Annotated in this window: 20 protein-coding genes; 10 read left to right on the forward strand and 10 right to left on the reverse strand. The window is 53.6% G+C overall.

Annotated features, from left to right (window positions below; translation table 11 throughout):
• Positions 1–609: a chorismate lyase gene (locus NBE99_RS03895; RefSeq protein WP_250683186.1), complete on the reverse strand. Its 609-nt coding sequence runs from the start codon at positions 607–609 to the stop codon at positions 1–3.
• A gap of 127 nt (positions 610–736) precedes the next feature.
• Between NBE99_RS03895 and NBE99_RS03900 the strand changes: the two genes are divergently transcribed.
• From NBE99_RS03900 to NBE99_RS03910, 3 genes are all read left to right on the forward strand, one after another.
• Positions 737–1,393 carry a Mo-dependent nitrogenase C-terminal domain-containing protein gene (locus NBE99_RS03900; protein ID WP_250683187.1) on the forward strand — a complete coding sequence of 219 codons (657 nt, stop codon included), beginning with the start codon at positions 737–739 and terminating at the stop codon, positions 1,391–1,393.
• A 19-nt stretch (positions 1,394–1,412) separates the two neighbouring features.
• Positions 1,413–2,735: a 30S ribosomal protein S12 methylthiotransferase RimO gene (gene rimO / locus NBE99_RS03905; protein ID WP_250683188.1), complete on the forward strand. Its 1,323-nt coding sequence runs from the start codon at positions 1,413–1,415 to the stop codon at positions 2,733–2,735.
• Positions 2,736–2,811: 76 nt separating this feature from the next.
• The gene (locus tag NBE99_RS03910; RefSeq protein ID WP_250683189.1) at positions 2,812–4,095 is read left to right on the forward strand and encodes a sensor histidine kinase KdpD; all 1,284 of its coding nucleotides are present in this window, start codon (positions 2,812–2,814) and stop codon (positions 4,093–4,095) included.
• Here NBE99_RS03910 and NBE99_RS03915 read toward each other — a convergent pair.
• Positions 4,065–4,919: a DNA-formamidopyrimidine glycosylase gene (locus NBE99_RS03915; RefSeq protein WP_250683190.1), complete on the reverse strand. Its 855-nt coding sequence runs from the start codon at positions 4,917–4,919 to the stop codon at positions 4,065–4,067. The genes NBE99_RS03910 and NBE99_RS03915 overlap by 31 nt on opposite strands.
• 11 nt (positions 4,920–4,930) lie before the next feature.
• On the reverse strand, positions 4,931–5,161 hold the full coding sequence (locus tag NBE99_RS03920; protein ID WP_011057407.1) for a photosystem I reaction center subunit IV: 231 nt from the start codon (positions 5,159–5,161) through the stop codon (positions 4,931–4,933).
• Between the two features lie 201 nt (positions 5,162–5,362).
• Between NBE99_RS03920 and NBE99_RS03925 the strand changes: the two genes are divergently transcribed.
• Positions 5,363–5,701 carry an STAS domain-containing protein gene (locus NBE99_RS03925; protein ID WP_250683191.1) on the forward strand — a complete coding sequence of 113 codons (339 nt, stop codon included), beginning with the start codon at positions 5,363–5,365 and terminating at the stop codon, positions 5,699–5,701.
• A gap of 27 nt (positions 5,702–5,728) precedes the next feature.
• On the opposite strand, the gene NBE99_RS03930 is transcribed toward NBE99_RS03925, so the two are convergent.
• Genes NBE99_RS03930 through NBE99_RS03945 form a run of 4 tightly spaced genes read right to left on the reverse strand, consistent with a single transcriptional unit; the run spans position 5,729 to position 9,159 of the window.
• Positions 5,729–6,790: a 3-deoxy-7-phosphoheptulonate synthase gene (locus NBE99_RS03930; RefSeq protein ID WP_250683192.1), complete on the reverse strand. Its 1,062-nt coding sequence runs from the start codon at positions 6,788–6,790 to the stop codon at positions 5,729–5,731.
• 35 nt (positions 6,791–6,825) lie between these two features.
• Complete coding sequence (locus NBE99_RS03935; RefSeq protein ID WP_250683193.1) at positions 6,826–7,962, reverse strand: LptF/LptG family permease; 1,137 nt, start codon at positions 7,960–7,962, stop codon at positions 6,826–6,828.
• A 2-nt stretch (positions 7,963–7,964) separates the two neighbouring features.
• A complete protein-coding gene (lptB, locus tag NBE99_RS03940) occupies positions 7,965–8,753 on the reverse strand; it encodes an LPS export ABC transporter ATP-binding protein (protein ID WP_250683194.1) in 789 nt (262 codons plus the stop codon).
• On the reverse strand, positions 8,713–9,159 hold the full coding sequence (locus NBE99_RS03945; RefSeq protein ID WP_250683195.1) for an LptA/OstA family protein: 447 nt from the start codon (positions 9,157–9,159) through the stop codon (positions 8,713–8,715). The genes lptB and NBE99_RS03945 overlap by 41 nt, the downstream gene beginning before the upstream one ends.
• A 60-nt stretch (positions 9,160–9,219) precedes the next feature.
• Between NBE99_RS03945 and holA the strand changes: the two genes are divergently transcribed.
• The gene (gene holA, locus NBE99_RS03950) at positions 9,220–10,227 is read left to right on the forward strand and encodes a DNA polymerase III subunit delta (protein ID WP_250683196.1); all 1,008 of its coding nucleotides are present in this window, start codon (positions 9,220–9,222) and stop codon (positions 10,225–10,227) included.
• Here holA and NBE99_RS03955 read toward each other — a convergent pair.
• The gene (locus NBE99_RS03955; RefSeq protein ID WP_250683197.1) at positions 10,164–10,619 is read right to left on the reverse strand and encodes a hypothetical protein; all 456 of its coding nucleotides are present in this window, start codon (positions 10,617–10,619) and stop codon (positions 10,164–10,166) included. The two genes, holA and NBE99_RS03955, sit on opposite strands and share 64 nt — an antisense overlap.
• Before the next feature lie 213 nt (positions 10,620–10,832).
• Between NBE99_RS03955 and NBE99_RS03960 the strand changes: the two genes are divergently transcribed.
• The 4 genes from NBE99_RS03960 (at position 10,833) to NBE99_RS03975 (ending at position 12,830) form a co-directional block, all read left to right on the forward strand.
• A complete protein-coding gene (locus tag NBE99_RS03960; RefSeq protein WP_250683198.1) occupies positions 10,833–11,261 on the forward strand; it encodes a Spy/CpxP family protein refolding chaperone in 429 nt (142 codons plus the stop codon).
• Between the two features lie 67 nt (positions 11,262–11,328).
• Positions 11,329–11,652 carry a metal-sensing transcriptional repressor gene (locus NBE99_RS03965; protein ID WP_250683199.1) on the forward strand — a complete coding sequence of 108 codons (324 nt, stop codon included), beginning with the start codon at positions 11,329–11,331 and terminating at the stop codon, positions 11,650–11,652.
• A 27-nt stretch (positions 11,653–11,679) separates the two neighbouring features.
• The gene (locus NBE99_RS03970; protein ID WP_315897288.1) at positions 11,680–11,973 is read left to right on the forward strand and encodes a YggT family protein; all 294 of its coding nucleotides are present in this window, start codon (positions 11,680–11,682) and stop codon (positions 11,971–11,973) included.
• 74 nt (positions 11,974–12,047) lie between these two features.
• Positions 12,048–12,830 (forward strand): DNA adenine methylase, encoded by a 783-nt coding sequence (locus NBE99_RS03975; RefSeq protein WP_250683201.1) that lies wholly within the window; start codon positions 12,048–12,050, stop codon positions 12,828–12,830.
• Positions 12,831–12,851: 21 nt separating this feature from the next.
• Here NBE99_RS03975 and NBE99_RS03980 read toward each other — a convergent pair whose 3' ends face one another.
• Positions 12,852–13,256, reverse strand: a complete 405-nt coding sequence (locus NBE99_RS03980) for a hypothetical protein (RefSeq protein ID WP_250683202.1) — start codon at positions 13,254–13,256, stop codon at positions 12,852–12,854.
• 30 nt (positions 13,257–13,286) lie between these two features.
• Positions 13,287–13,535 carry a hypothetical protein gene (locus NBE99_RS03985; protein WP_250683203.1) on the reverse strand — a complete coding sequence of 83 codons (249 nt, stop codon included), beginning with the start codon at positions 13,533–13,535 and terminating at the stop codon, positions 13,287–13,289.
• 232 nt (positions 13,536–13,767) lie between these two features.
• Between NBE99_RS03985 and NBE99_RS03990 the strand changes: the two genes are divergently transcribed.
• A complete protein-coding gene (locus tag NBE99_RS03990; RefSeq protein ID WP_250683204.1) occupies positions 13,768–15,528 on the forward strand; it encodes a M48 family metalloprotease in 1,761 nt (586 codons plus the stop codon).
• Positions 15,529–15,538 lie beyond the last annotated feature (10 nt).

Below are 15,538 nucleotides of genomic sequence, written 5' to 3' on the forward strand. Positions count from 1 at the left end.
TCAAATGGACTTACGGCTCATGGGCCCAAGGTAACGACAGAGATAGGGGGAAAAGACTTCATAGATCAGCGTAATTGGCCGGCGATCGTGCCAAAAGAGGTAATGGCGTCCCCAAAAAGGCCCCGCTTCACCAAAGGCCGCTGCCAAGGTTTCAGAGTGCCCTAGGTACACCGCCTGAATGTCACGATAGAGTTCCACTTTGCGCTGCGCCAGGTTCGTCCAAATGGGCATAGCGCGATTTTGCAAATACTCATCCACATGGGCGGCTTCCCACCAAGAGGTGGCATAGGCCAAACGTTGACCCGAAGCTGTTCGTAGCCACACTTGACGCCGCAGCCGTGGGCTAGGAATCAGTTGCAGTTGCGCTGGGGCGCGATCGCTAGCGTGACCAATCGCTGACATATCAATCACATCCACTTCCGTGGTTTCGCCGGTGAGCAGTTGCAAGTGGCGGGTGGGGGAGCCATCCCCGAGAATCAGGATTTGCCACGCAGGCGCTAAAAGATCATGGGGCAATCCTTGGGCGATCGCCGCCGCATCCCCCTGCCAAATCGGATCAAGGGCGTGCCAAGGGGTCGAGCAAGTGGAGGGCAGCAGCGAAACAGTCAAGGATGTGACACAGCGCTTAACAAAACTTCGTCAATTGTAGCAAGGATTTTACCTGTGGTTCAGGATGGCACGAAAGGCCAAGACCTAGAGTACAGTCGTAGTGAGCAACAACCTTGGGACGACCGGTATGGCAACGACAGCGGCATCTACCCTTGAACTGACACCGGAACAAACAGCGATTTGGATCAAAGGCCTCTTAAGTGTCGCCTGTGCCGATGGCCACTTTGATCCCGAAGAGCAGCAATTGATTGCCAGCCTGATTCGCGAAGAAATTGCCCCAGAAATTGATCTTGAGCATTTTTCCCCCGCCAGCGATGCAGAACTCGTGGCTACCTTTGGGGGCGATCGCGCCCTTGCCGAGAATTTCCTGCGCACAGCCGTGATGGTGGCGCTTGCTAATGGCATTTACTCCCAATCGGAGGATGCTGAACTGCAACGCTTCTGCAACGCCTTGGGACTGGAAATTGATGCCCTAGAGTCCCTGAAGCACACCCTTGATGGTCAGCACGAGAGCAATGAACAAACGCTGCACCTCTTGGGTCCCGTGCGCCACTGGCTGGATGGTTTAGAGGTCAAAGATGCCAAGGTGGCTCGCTTTCTCTGCCGCCTGATTCCCCCCCAATGCCCCTTTGAGCGCGACATTACCCTCTTTGGTCGCAAGATTGTCCATATTCCCCCCCTCTGTAAACTCAATCCCCTTTATGATCAATTAGTGGGGTTGCGCTTCCGCTCGCTCACCTATTTGGCTGACGAGTGTGGTGAAGATATTACCCCCTACTGTTAGATGCTGCTGACCCCTTTAGATGCCAAACCCAACAAAACCCAAAATTGCCTTTGCCCACCTTGGCTGTGATAAGAACCGCGTGGATACGGAGCACATGATTGGTCTCCTTGCGGCAGCAGGCTATGGGGTGGGTACGGATGAAACCGAAGCCGACTACGTCATTGTTAATACCTGTAGCTTTATCCAAGCCGCCCGCGAAGAGTCGGTGCGCACACTGGTGGAACTGGCAGAAGCCAATAAGAAGATTGTGATTACAGGCTGTTTGGCGCAGCACTTTCAAGGAGAACTCTTGGCGGAGCTTCCCGAAGCGGTAGCCGTCGTTGGCAGCGGTGATTACCAGCACATTGTGGAGGTGATTGAGCGGGTCGAAAGTGGTGAGCGAGTGCAGCAAATTAGTGCCGTGCCTACCTATATTGCCGATGAAACTGTGCCGCGCTACCGTACCACGCCAGAACCCGTTGCCTATCTGCGCATTGCGGAAGGCTGTGACTATCGCTGTGCCTTTTGTATCATTCCCCATCTGCGGGGCAACCAGCGATCGCGCTCCATTGAATCCATTGTTAAGGAAGCCCATCAACTGGCCAGCGAGGGCGTCCAAGAAATCATTATTGTTTCGCAAATTACCACCAACTATGGAATTGATCTCTATGGTCAGCCCCAACTCGCTGCTCTGATCCGTGCCCTTGGCGAAGTGGACGTGCCGTGGATTCGACTACATTATGCCTATCCCACTGGGTTGACGGCGGATGTGATGGCAGCGATGCGAGAAACCCCCAATATCTTGCCCTATCTTGATTTGCCGTTGCAACATTCCCATCCAGAGGTCCTGCGCGCCATGAATCGGCCTTGGCAAGCGGGGGTGAATGATCGCCTGATCGAACGGCTGCGGCAGGAATTACCCGAAGCAGTGATGCGCACGACGTTTATTGTTGGCTTCCCCGGTGAGACTGAGCGCCACTTTGAGCATCTCTGCCAGTTTGTGCAGCGGCATGAGTTTGACCACGTAGGGGTCTTTACCTACTCGGCTGAGGAAGGGACGGCTGCCTACGACCTACCCCATCAGATTCCAGAGGCGATCAAGACGGCGCGGCGCGATCGCCTGATGCAACTGCAACAGCCTATTGCCCAACGTAAAAATGCTGCTGAAGTGGGTAAAACTGTACCCGTGTTGATTGAGCAGGAAAACCCACAAACAGGGGAGTTTATTGGGCGATCGCCCCGATTTGCCCCCGATGTCGATGGCGTGGTCTATGTGAAGGGAAGAGCCACCTTAGGCACCATCGTCCCTGTGGAGATTACTGCTGCCGATATTTACGACCTGTACGGCATCATCCCTGCCTAAGTACGGTTTTACCCCTAGGCAGATCGGAAGCATTGGGGCTATGGTCGAGGCAGTTGGGGACGTTGCATCGGCTGCTATGGGAGGCTCGCACTTAGCCATTGATCATATTCATACTGATCATATTGATCATATTCATACTGATCATTATGACATCCGTGCCAGCGATCGCTTTTGGCAGTGGCAGGCAGGGGTGGCTGCCCTTGAGAAATTGCTGGCAGTCATCAATCCAATTGAGGGCTTTTTGGTTTCCTTTCCAAGTTTAATGGTTCACAATTGCCACCTCAAAACCTATGTATTGCTTCCCCAAGGGCGATCGCGCTCCTATTTACCGGCGGCAGCTGCCAATCCTGCCCTACCCCCTCTGAAAACCCTGCCCCTTGGCAGCGAGAGTACCAGTCCCTTCTGTTTGCTCCTCAGCCCTGAAGTCAACCTGCTACTGAACTATCAAGGGGAGCGGGGGCTGCACTTTTCCTTTGCTCCAGAGGACATTCACAGCTTTTGGCAGCAGTTGCGGCAGCAACTTCCCCTTGCCGATCTCCACCCCATCGATCAGTGGCTGGCTACCGTGGAGATGGTTCCACCTAGCTATCGTCTTGTGAATCAGTTTGGCCAGTGGCTATTGGAGCTCAGTCAACCTCAACCGTTACCGACTGCTGCACCGAAACTCCCCACTGCCATGGCTGCTGATATTAGTATTCTGCAAGCCCTCTCCCACGAAGTGCGCACCCCCCTAACAACCATCAATACCTTTATTCAATTACTGCAACGGCAGGAGAACTTGCCCCAGCGCACCTACCAATACTTGCAAAAAATCGGCCAAGAAATTCAGGATCAAATCACGCGCTTCAATCTCTGGGATCAAGCAGCAGAAATCTTGAGCCATCCTAGCCCGAAACCCCCTTTAGCCTGTGGTCAGACCTCTCTCGATGAACTGTTTACGGCCAACCTCTGCCGCTGGCAAAAACAGGCTTCCCGCCGCCAAGTGAAGCTGGTGTTGGACTATCCAACTCATCTGCCCGTGGTTCTCATAGATGCGGCTTCCTTGGATCAGGTTCTCACTGGGTTAGTTGAGTACTACAGCCAAACCCTCGCCCCCGATAGTGAACTGCAACTGGTGGTGCAACAGGCAGGACAGCACCTGAAACTAGAATTGCGATCGCCTCAGTACAAACATCGCAGTGATCTGGCCGCCTTGGGGCACCTCCTCCTGTGGCATCCCGCGACTGGGCAACTGAGTCTCAACTTTCAGGCGGCAAAACTGCTCATTGAGGCGGTTGGTGCCAAGGTGATTCAACGGCGCGATCGCCAAGCAGGTGAAATTCTCACCCTTTATTTGCCCATTGCCGAAGAAAGGGGCTGACACTGAGGGCAATAGTGACTGGAGCGTCCTGCCAAGCGCAGCCGTTCAATCGTTGTGCCACAGACGCGGCAGGCTTCGCCCTTGCGACCATAGACCCATGCCTGTCCCCCATAGTGACCATTCACTCCTTCTGGACTCACAAAGGTTCGGATTGTGGTGCCCCCCGCCGCAATGCCCTCCCTCAGCACTTGGCGAATCACCTCATGAAGGCGAGTGATCTGATCGAGCGTTAGGGTATGGGCGGGGAGGGTGGGGTGGAGGCCGCTCAAGAAGAGACTTTCATCGGCATAGATATTGCCCATGCCAGCAACAATTGTTTGATCGAGGAGAGCGGTTTTTAGGGGGCGACGACACTGAGCCAGCCGATTCGCCAAGAATCTCACTGTAAAGGCCTCACTCAGCGGTTCCGGCGCCAATGTTGCCAGTGTCGGAATTGCCGCTTCCACAACGCAATTCGCAGGAATCCACCAACAGCGGCCAAAGGTACGTTGATCCACAAAGCGTAGTTCGGCTCCCGTTTGGAAAAACCAGCGCACGCGCGTATGGGAACAAGGGGGTGAGGGATCAGTGAGCCACAGTAACTGACCACTCATGCGCAGATGAATGACAAGGTGGTTGCCGTCATCTAGGGTTGCTAAAAGATATTTACCGCGGCGTTGCCATTGTTGCAGGGTGCGATCGCGCAGCTGATCAATAAACGCTTGAGGCTCTTCAGGAAGCGCAATAGAACGGGCTAGAAGCACCTCGACCCCAACAATGGGTTGCCCAAGGGTGACGACCTCTAGCCCACGGCGTACGGTTTCAACTTCGGGTAATTCTGGCACCGTCCCAGAGACTATTTGCCTTTTTTGGGCGGAGCGACTTCTTGTACTTCGTGAAGCGCAAAGTTGTTGGTATTCACACCGCTGGCACTGCCGCTGTAGCCGGTGTAATTGACTTTGTCGAAGCGCACAATTACAGGATATTTGACGCCGGGGGTTTGATCCACAGAGGCGACGGTGCCCACTTCGTTGTACCAGTAGGATTCAGGGCGGAGAATCTTGACTTTAGAACCACGTTGCACCATGAGTTATCGTCCTAAAAATTTCTCAACGGCTAGAGTTAAGCCTACTATGACTACTACGGCTTGTTACACTCGCTCCACAAAATTTCACAGAGCACCCCATCCCTAGAACTCAGCAAAGGGCGGTTATGGGTTTATCCCATGACGAATCTCAGTGAAAAAAAGGCTGTATACTAGCGGGGAAATCCTTTCCATCATCCTGTTATGGCCAACACTGTCGAAGTCATTAAGCTGTCTGGGGTCTTTGGTGGCCCCCAAGCTCAGGAATTTCGTCAAACCATTAGTGAGTTGGTTCAAGGGGGGACTCAAGCCCTATTGCTGGATTGTGGTGATGTCACCTTCATTGACAGTTCTGGATTGGGTGCTCTTGTTGTTGCTCTGAAAACAGTCCGTGCAGGTGGAGGACAGCTTTACCTCTGCAACATCCCCAAGCAGATGATGATGCTTTTTGAACTCACAAGCATGGATAAAGTGTTTCAAATCCTCAAAGATGAGGAAGAGTTTTTTTCATTAAATCTCCCTCCCCAAAAGGCAAGGGACTAGCTTCTCCTGCTGCAATCGGCGAGCCACTTATCTGGCGACCAGTTGTGACCCGACAGCACTAGCCAATTGTTCGAGCATCGTTACTGTTGTCACAAAGTCCACGCAGGGATCGGTAATGCTCTGGCCATAGACCAATTGGGAAAGATCCTTGGGAATCGGTTGATTGCCGGCTTTGAGATGGCTCTCGATCATGACACCCGCTAGATAACGGGAGCCTTGCTGTACCTGCTGGGCAAGATTTTCACACACTAGCACTTGGCGTTGGGCATCTTTGGCAGCGTTGGCATGGCTACAATCCACCATCAGCCGCGGGGTGAGTCCCTTACGCTCTAGGAGTGCAGCGGCCATTTCGATGTGGGCAGCAGAATAGTTGGGGCCCTCTTTGCCGCCGCGCAGTACAAGATGGGTATCGGGATTTCCAGTGGTGGCAACAATACTGGCACGGCCTTCAGCATTAATTCCCAGAAAATGGTGCGATTGCTGTGCCGCGATCATGGCATTAATCGCCGAATCTAAGTGACCGTCGGTACCATTTTTGAAGCCTACGGGCATCGAGAGACCCGACGCCATTTGACGGTGGGTTTGGCTTTCCGTCGTACGAGCACCAATGGCGGTCCAACTCACAACATCAGCAATGTACTGGGGAATGATCGGATCGAGCAATTCTGTAGCGGCGGGCATCCCCAAGTTGGCCAAATCCAGCAGCAGCTTGCGTGCGAGGCGTAGCCCGGTGTTGATATCATAGCTGCCATCGAGGTGCGGATCGTTGATCAGTCCTTTCCAGCCTACAGAGGTTCGTGGTTTTTCAAAATAAACCCGCATGACGATCTCAAGACTATCCCGCAGGCGATCGCGCACCCGCGCCAACTTTTCCCCATATTCCAAGGCCGCCTTGACATCGTGAATTGAACAAGGCCCCACAATGACCAGCAGTCGGCGATCGCACCCCTTGAAAATGTCACGAATGCGATCGCGGGTTGTGGCCACAAGGGTGGCTTGGGATTCGGTCAGCGGTAAATCCGCCAGCAGGGTAGCAGGCGTCAACAAGGGTCGCGTCTCAACAACGTGAAGATCAAACGTTTGCGGCATGGATCAGCAATCAGCACTTCTTTCATCATAACTCTCTAGCTGCGATCCGCGCGCCACAGTAGGGCGATCGCCACCACCAAGCCAATGCCGTGGGGCAACCACGCCGCCGCAAGGGGGGAGAGTGTGCCAATCGTCCCCAGCGCACCAAGAAAAAACGTGAGCACGTACTGACCAAACACCACCGCCACACTAATGCCAAATCCCTGTCGCCCTCGCCGTTGGGAGGCACTGAGGCCAAACCCCACCCCTAAAAGGGCAAAGACCACGGCCAAAAAGGGCTGAGCATGGGACTGAGCCAAGTGAACCTTTAGGGCACGCACCAGTTCTGGCTCTTGATCGGGATCGAGACGTTGCAGCGCCCGGCGTGCTTGAGTGATCGAGAGTTCATCCACATCTGTTGGCCGCAGTTGTTGAGATTGGGCAGGTCGAGGCAAGCGGATCTCCTGTTGGTCAAATTGCAAGAGATTGCGGCTGACCCCCGTGTGGCTAATCAAATAGGCTACCCCCCGAGAGAGTAACCAGCGACTCTCCCGCACATTCCACTCAGCGGATTCAGCACTAATGACCTGCGTCACCTGCGGTTGCGAAAAATCCAAAACTGTGATCCCTTGAATGCGGCTGCCGTCAAAGCGATGCCCATAGTAGAGTCGCCGTACCTCACCGTGGCGATCGTACTCAGGGTAAAAAATATCGGTACCTGAGCCGAGGGTGCGCTCCTGTTGCAGCAACTCCCGCATTAGTTTTTGCGATTCAAACTTGGCGATCGGTACGGCGATTTCATTGAGGGCTAGGGTCATCCCACTCACTAACAGGGCAAAGGCAACCACCGGCACGAGCAGACGCCGCAGACAAATGCCAACACTGCGCAGCGCAATCCACTCCCCCTCCTCCGAGAGCCGACTCATCGCCCCCACAACCGCTAGTAGCACGGCCATCGGAAAGACCAAGACCAACACGCCGGGCAGTTGATAACCAATCAATTGCAGCAAAATCGTCAGGGGCAGTTGCGCATCGGCAATTTGCCGCACTAGATCAAAAATTGTCCCCACAGTTAGCGCCAAGGTGGTAAAGATCGTGACGCCAAAGAGGAAGCCCGGCAGCAGCAGCGCCAGAAGATACTGATCCAACTTGGGGAGGAAAGGAAACCGACCCCTTCGAAGTGCCCTGATCATGCCTAAAAACGAAAGTCCTCACCGAGGTAGTATTGCCGCACCTTGGCATCCTGTGCCAGTTCCCAACTATTTCCTGCGGCCAAAATTTGCCCTTCGCGGAGAATGTAGGCACGGTCAATAATTTCCAGCGTTTCCCGCACGTTGTGATCGGTAATGAGAATGCCCATTTGGCGATCGCGCAGCTTGGCAATCATGTCCTGTAGGTCATGAACAGCAATGGGATCCACGCCCGCAAAGGGTTCATCGAGCAGTAAAAAACTGGGGCCTTGGGTTCCGGCTGCCAAGGCACGGGCTAATTCGGTGCGCCGCCGTTCTCCCCCTGAGACTCGCCGACCGAGGGTGTGGGCAATGTGGGTCAAGCGAAATTCCGTCAGCAGTTGATCCAAGCGATCGCGCCACTGCCGCCGAGGCACGCCCGTCTCCTCCAAAACCAAGAGAATATTTTCAGCAACCGTCAACTGGCGAAAGATACTCGGTTCTTGGGGCAGATAGCCAATGCCCCGTCGTGCCCGCTGATGCAAGGGAGCTTGGGTAATATCCTCATCATCCAGCCATACTCGGCCATAATCCGGTCGTTCAATCCCCGTGGCCATGTAAAAGGTTGTCGTTTTCCCTGCACCATTGGGTCCCAGCAAACCCACCACTTCTCCCCGTGCCACCGAGAGACTGACGTGATCCACCACCCAACGACTGCCATACCGTTTACATACCCCCTCTAGGCGAAGCGTGGTCGGTAGTGCAAACCGCCCGTTAGGGTTGCACAGGTGTAAGAATTTGTTGGTTAGGGTCATCGGGGATCATTAAAATAGATTCGACTTGGCGGCTAGGGGCGGGCAGAGCGACAAATTTGGCTTCCTCAATAAGATACGTGATGGTGTCAGCCCGGAGACTGTTCCCCTGTTGCAAAACATACACATTCCCACTGAGGACAATGCGCCCCTCACGGCTAAAGTATTGTGCCTGTGCCGCTGTGGCCTGAATTTGGCGGGCAGGATAACGCAGTTGCACATTGCCCCGTGCCGTGATCACTCCTGTGACGGCATTCGCCTGCTGCACATCAGCCAAGATGGTGAGGGCTTGGGAAGGCGTTTCTTGGGAGTCTGCGGGCTGCCAGAAGAGGGGAGCGATTGCTAACCCTACCCCCAGTGTACCCAGCGCCAAAAGGCGGGATGGCCATCGGGAACAAGATTGCAACATTTCCTTAAATTCTCCGCCACAATGTCTTTATCCTAGTGGATAAGGGAAAATTTCCGCATCATGCCCGTTTACTTCTACTGGGGGGAGGATCAATTCCGACTCGAGCAGGCCGTGAAAGACCTACGGCAACAGGTCGTCGATCCCCTGTGGGAAAGTTTTAACTTCGAAAAATTTGCTGGGGAGGCTGCTGAGGCCGTTCAAGCTGCGTTAGCACAGGTGATGACGCCGCCCTTGGGAGGGGGCGATCGCTTGGTGTGGCTGGTGAATACGACACTGGGTCAACGCTGTAGTCCGGAACTACTCGCAGATTTAGAACTCACCCTGCCGCAAATTCCCCCGAACTGTCATTTACTCCTTACCAGTGGCCAAAAGCCCGACAGCCGCAGTAAAGCCGTCAAGCTGCTGCAACAGCATGGCAACATTCAGGAATTTAGTCCGATTGCCGCTTGGAAAACCGCTGAGATTGAACAGCAGATCCGTAAGGCGGCTCAACGCTATCAAGTCCGCCTGCCCCCAGAAGGAATACAACTTCTTGCCGAAGCCGTGGGCAATGACAGCCGCCAACTCCACAATGAATTAGAAAAATTGGCCTTGTTTGCGGGCGATCGCCCCCTTACCGCTGAAGACATCACAACCCTTGTTCATGCCACCCAACAAAGTAGCCTCACCCTTGCCAGTACCCTGCTGCGGGGAGACACAGCCACTGCCCTGAGCCAACTGGAGGACTTGCTACTACAAAATGAACCCCCCTTGCGCCTTTTGGCGACCCTGACGAAACAATTTCGCACCTGGTTGTGGGTCAAGTTGCTCAACCATGAGCCCGACAATCAATGCATTGCCAAGCTAGCCGAAGTGGGAAATCCGAAACGGGTCTATTTCCTGCAAAAAGAAGTGAACGCTGTTGCTCTGCCTGCCCTTCAGGCCTGTTTGCAGATTCTCTTAGCCACAGAGTATCAACTCAAGCTAGGGGCTGAGCCAGTGGCGACCCTACGCCAAGGGGTGATTCAGCTTTCCTTGGCCTGCTCACGGCGCTCTTGGGGCGATCGCTCTGGCGGCGGTGACAATTGACTCGGGGGCAACCGCGAGGGTTTGCGACTGGGACGATTCCACGTTTGCCATGCGGCTTTTACCCCGGCAAAGACACTACGGGTGGTCACTTTCGCCTCTTGAACTTGGCGTTTTGCCGCTGTAATCCCTTGATCCACCTGCTTGACCACATTGCCCGCACTCTCTACCCCTTGGCTAATGTCATCGGTGAGATCGCTAATCTCTAGACCCGTCAAGCGAATTGCTTCTAGGGTGGGTGGCAGTTCACGCCCCAAGGTATCAAAGAGCTTTTCGGCACTGCGAGCCGCCCGTGCCAACTCCATAAATGCCGGAATGGCAGCAACCAGAACGGCTGCCAAGCATACGGCCACTAATACCAGTGACACCGCCAACCAAAAAATTGGTTCTGTCACGTCGGTTCGTCCACTGAGTCCTGCGGGGGATGTGTCCCGATACTATCACGACTTCCCTAGGGGCAACAGTTACGGGAGTGACGCCCAAGGCAAACGCCCACTTAAGAACTGAGAAACGAGCGGTAACATTCATGGCCAAAACTAAGCGCAGCTAGCAAGTTTGCTACAATTGCTGTGCAACCCTTGGTTGCCGTTCCGTGCGAGGAATCATCAATGTCTTTACGCCAGCCATTGCTCTGGGGATGTGCCACAATCATTATCTCTTTGATCAGTCTAGGGGCGAATGCTGCTCCTCTGACTCAATGGATGGAGCGCCTCAGCCTAACACCCCAGCAAGCTCAGCAAGTGCAGGCGATCGACAGACAGTATAAGCAAAAAGTGCAGGAACAACAGGCAGCTTTGAATACGGCTGAAGAACAACTAGAGAAACTGCTGGTGGCGGGTGCCCCCACGGCTCAACTCCAACAACAATTTGACTTGGTGATGAGCTTACGGGAGATGCTGCAACGAACACGTTTTGCGGCTGCTTTAGAAGTCCAACAAGTTCTCAGCCCTGCTCAGCGCCAACAACTGGCGGCCATGAATCGCCAACGCTTAGTGAATTTAAGAAATTATTTTCAACAGGGAGCAACAAAACCCTAGTTCCTAATCTGTTGAATATTCTGTTCAATAGGTTGATTGTTGTACTGATTGTTTAGGACTGTTTGCCGTGGGCACTGAATCCCATTCCCATTCTTCCCCTTCCCTGCATTCCCATCCCCATCATCACACTGAAGAATCCCTGCGGGCGATCGTCAATCGACTCTCGCGCATTGAAGGGCATGTGCGTGGTATCAAAACGATGGTGCAGGATAGTCGGCCTTGCCCAGAGGTGCTGATTCAAATTGCCGCAGTGCGGGGGGCGTTGGATCGAGTGGCAAGGCTGATTCTCGATGAGCATTTGAATGAATGTGTGACTCGTGCTGCTCAAGAGGGACGCATTGATCAGGAACTCGCAGAACTTAAAGCTGCCCTTGATCATTTTTTGGGATAATAATTTGGGGTAGTATAAGGAATGCCAATGCCTGCCGTTGTTGTCATCAATTGGGTACTGGGAATCATCCTCGCCATTTTTACCCTGATCTTTCTGGTGCGGATTGTCCTTACATGGTACCCCCAGATTAACCTCACCCAAGGGCCATTGAAAGTGATTTACTGGCTCTCAGAGCCTGTGCTGGCACCAACTCGCCGCGTCGTGCCGCCCCTTGGGGGAGTGGATATTAGCCCCATTATTTGGGTGGGCATTGTCACGCTCCTACGGGAATTGCTCGTGGGGCAGCAGGGGCTGTTGTTCATCTTGTTTCCACCGGCCTAGTGGCTGCAGGGATTACTGTTCAACCAAAACCCTTTTTGAAGTGGGCGGGGGGCAAGTCCCAGTTGTTGAGCCAAATGGCCCCCTACTTACCCCCTCAGTGCCGTTGCTATGCTGAGCCGTTTTGTGGCAGTGCAGCTCTCTATTGGTATCTGTTTGCTCAAGCTCAGCGGGGCGAATTTCAGTTTCAGCAGGCGCGGTTGAGCGATCGCAATCCCGAACTCATCAACTGCTACCAAATTGTGCGCGATCGCGTTGAGGACTTAATTGAGCAACTGACGCAGTATCGTCAACAGCACAGTGAAACCTTTTACTATCACATTCGCAGTTTAGATCAGCAGCAACTTGATCCTCTGACGCGCGCCGCTCGCTTTATCTATCTGAACAAAACCTGTTTTAACGGTCTGTATCGTGTTAATCGTGCAGGACAGTTCAACGTTCCCATGGGGCGCTACCGCAATCCCCAGATTTTTGACCCAGAGACCCTGCGCCAAGCCAGTAGTGCCCTACGCGATGTGACGTTAAGTGTGGCAAATTTTCAAGAGGTCTTGAGTTGGGCCATAGCGGGTGATTTTATCTACTTTGATCCGCCTTACCACCCCCTTTCCAAAACAGCTAACTTCACCAGTTACACCGATCAGCCCTTTGGCGAGGTAGAACAGATTACCTTAGCTAAGGTTGTCGGTGAGTTGGCTCAACGGGGATGCTACGTCATGCTCAGCAATGCTTGGGTGGAACCCATGCTGCAACTGTATCGATCTTGGCGCTGCATTGAACTCAAGGCCAGCCGTGTCATCAACTCCAATCGCCATAAACGCGGTAAGATTAGTGAGCTGCTGGTTGTCACCTATTATTGTTAAATGTAGCAATTCTCAGAAGACTCATTCGGGGAAGTATTTACCCCGTGTCGTGACCATGACGGCACCCCGTTCGCGAATCAAGTCCTTGGCTGCCCGTTCTAAACGATAGCCAAAAAAGAGGGGACGAATCTCCTCCTTGGCCTCTACTTGAGCCACAAGATTCAAAAATCGCTCCACCTCTGATTCAGTGATATTACTTTTCACTTCCCTTAGCACCAATAGGGGGCGTCCTTCTATGGGACCGCGAATCACTAAGTCAAACTCGTATTCCCCATTGCGCAGGGGCAGAATGTCGCGATCGCAAAATTCAATTTCCATCCCCCAGCGATGCTCTAGAATTTCTGGTACCACCTCCAGCGCTAAGTCTTCTAGGGAACCACCGAGGGCTTCGCTAAGGCCTCCCACTTGTCGCGCGAGTTGTTTCACCGCCCTTTCTGTGCGCTCTTGGGCAGCAGCTCATTTATCTACCGCAGCAGCTAGCTGATCCACCCGCTCTTCCGTGCGTTTTTGCGCCTGAGCCAGTTCCTCTACTCGCTCTTCGGTGCGTTTTTGGGCTTGGCCAAGATCGGCAACAATTGACTTCAGCTCATTGAAGTCCTTGGCCCTCACGACATCGTCATAGGCTTCACGGATCACTTCCGCTAGTAAATGCGCTTGTTCTGGCGTAAAAGCAGCCCGTAGTTTTTCTTCCAGAGTAGAGGTCATTGCAGGTGGGATTTATCAGTAATTTACATTTTAATTTTTAATGATTAGCCAGTTGTATTTAATAATTACTTAGTTGTACAGCCCTTGTCTAAAATATGGGGTATATCAAGGGGATATGAGCTTCTCCTATAGCGGCTTTCACAGTTTTGAGTGTGTTCAACCCAGTTGGAAAAGGCTGCACCTGTTGCCAGTTAATAGACTATAAACAATCACGTGGCTTGAGGACAGTGTCATGGTGAAGTACGGGTTCTGCTGTTGGTCGCTGGGCATTGCTTTTCTTTTAAGTGTGGGTTTTGAGCCAGCAAAGGCAGCAGAGATATCACCCTCCCCAAGGGGTCTGACAGATGATGAGCTGATTGCTCTGATCAAAGAAGATGCTTTTGCTCAAGCTCGCCTACCGCAATCTGAAGGCTCTGCTGTCGATCTATTGCCAGTACCCCCGCCGCCTCAACCCCCCACAGAAGTGTCCCCTCCTGGACAATCCTCGCTGCCCCTACCAACTGGCACTGAGATCAAGGGCGATGCCACAGCCACGTCTGAGGAACCTTCACTGACAACGGCTGAACATTCTCCTAGCGCACCTTTGCCAACTCCAACAGCCCCCGAAGTCACCGCAGAGCAGGCAGCTCAAGAGGCGCGTTTAGCACTTCTACGGGAGGGCGATCGCCACTGGCAATTAGGAGACACCGTCACAGCCCAAACCTATTACCAAAAGGCCAAGGCTGACCTAGATTTGCCACCCCCCCGTGTCACACCCCCCGCTGTCCTGGAAATTAGTCAATTGCCCCCCGCTGCCCAAGTCTATTGGCGAGAAGTTCAAGGGGGTTCCCAACTCTACAGTGCCCAAGCAGTGCCGCTGCGGCTTTTGGTGGAGCAATTCCCAGAGTTTATCCCCGGCCAAGTGCGCTTCGCTGAGTTTCTAGCGCAGCAGGGTTCTCTCAAAGAGGCCTATGCCCATCTAGAGAAAACCGCCAGTCTCTACCCTGACCAGCCGGACATTCAACGCAGCCTGATCACCCTCTACGATCGCCAGCAACAGTGGCTAGAAGCAGCCCTTGCCGCCCAACGTTTTGCCCTCCTCAATCCCGACCATCCCGCCACACCCGAATTTCAGCAACTGGCCGCAGAGCGCATGCAACGGTTCCGGCGTCGCCTTCAAGGGCAACTGCGCGAAGGCATGATTGTCGGCGCCCTCACTGGATTAGTAGGTGTGGCACTCACGGGCAATCCCTTACTGTCTTTGGACTCGATTCAAATGATGGCCTTGATGATGCAGGGGGAGTCTGCCCTAGGCCGTTCAGCAGCGCGGCAGATTAGTCGTCAAGTCAAGCTCCTTGAGGATGCGGAAGTACAAGCGTATGTCAATGAGGTGGGGCAACGCTTAGCCAAAGTGGCCGGTCGCAATGAGTTTGAGTATGAGTTTTTCGTGATCAAAGACAATGATCTCAATGCCTTTGCCCTGCCGGGCGGCAAGATTTTTATCAACGCCGGCGCCATTCTCAAAGCCAATACTGAAGCAGAACTGGCAGGCTTGCTTGCCCACGAAATTGCCCACGCAGTGCTCTCCCATGGTTTTCGGCTGATGACACAGGGGACTGCTACTGCCAACTTGACGCGGTTATTACCTGCCGGCGGCTACGTAACAGGTCTTCTCGTAACCAGCTACAGTCGGGAAATGGAACGGGAGGCAGATATTTTGGGCACACGGATTCTCGCAAGAGCGGGTTATGCCGCTGATGGTTTGCTTAACTTGATGCACACTCTCAAGCAGGAATACCGTAATCAGGAGCCACCGCTGCCGTGGTTTGCCACCCACCCGCCGACCAATGAGCGCATTCGCTATATTCGTGGCCTCCTCCGCGATCGCGGGTACAATCCCTTTGCCTTTGAGGGGGTCGAACGGCATCAGCAAATCCAAGCCCATTTACGCACGCTGATAGATCCCCCAAATCCCAAAAAATCGAAACGAGAAACTGCCAGAACACAGCAATAGCTGAGCACTA

Origin of the sequence: Thermosynechococcus sp. HN-54, from assembly GCF_023650955.1 — a bacterium.
Taxonomy (GTDB): domain Bacteria; phylum Cyanobacteriota; class Cyanobacteriia; order Thermosynechococcales; family Thermosynechococcaceae; genus Thermosynechococcus.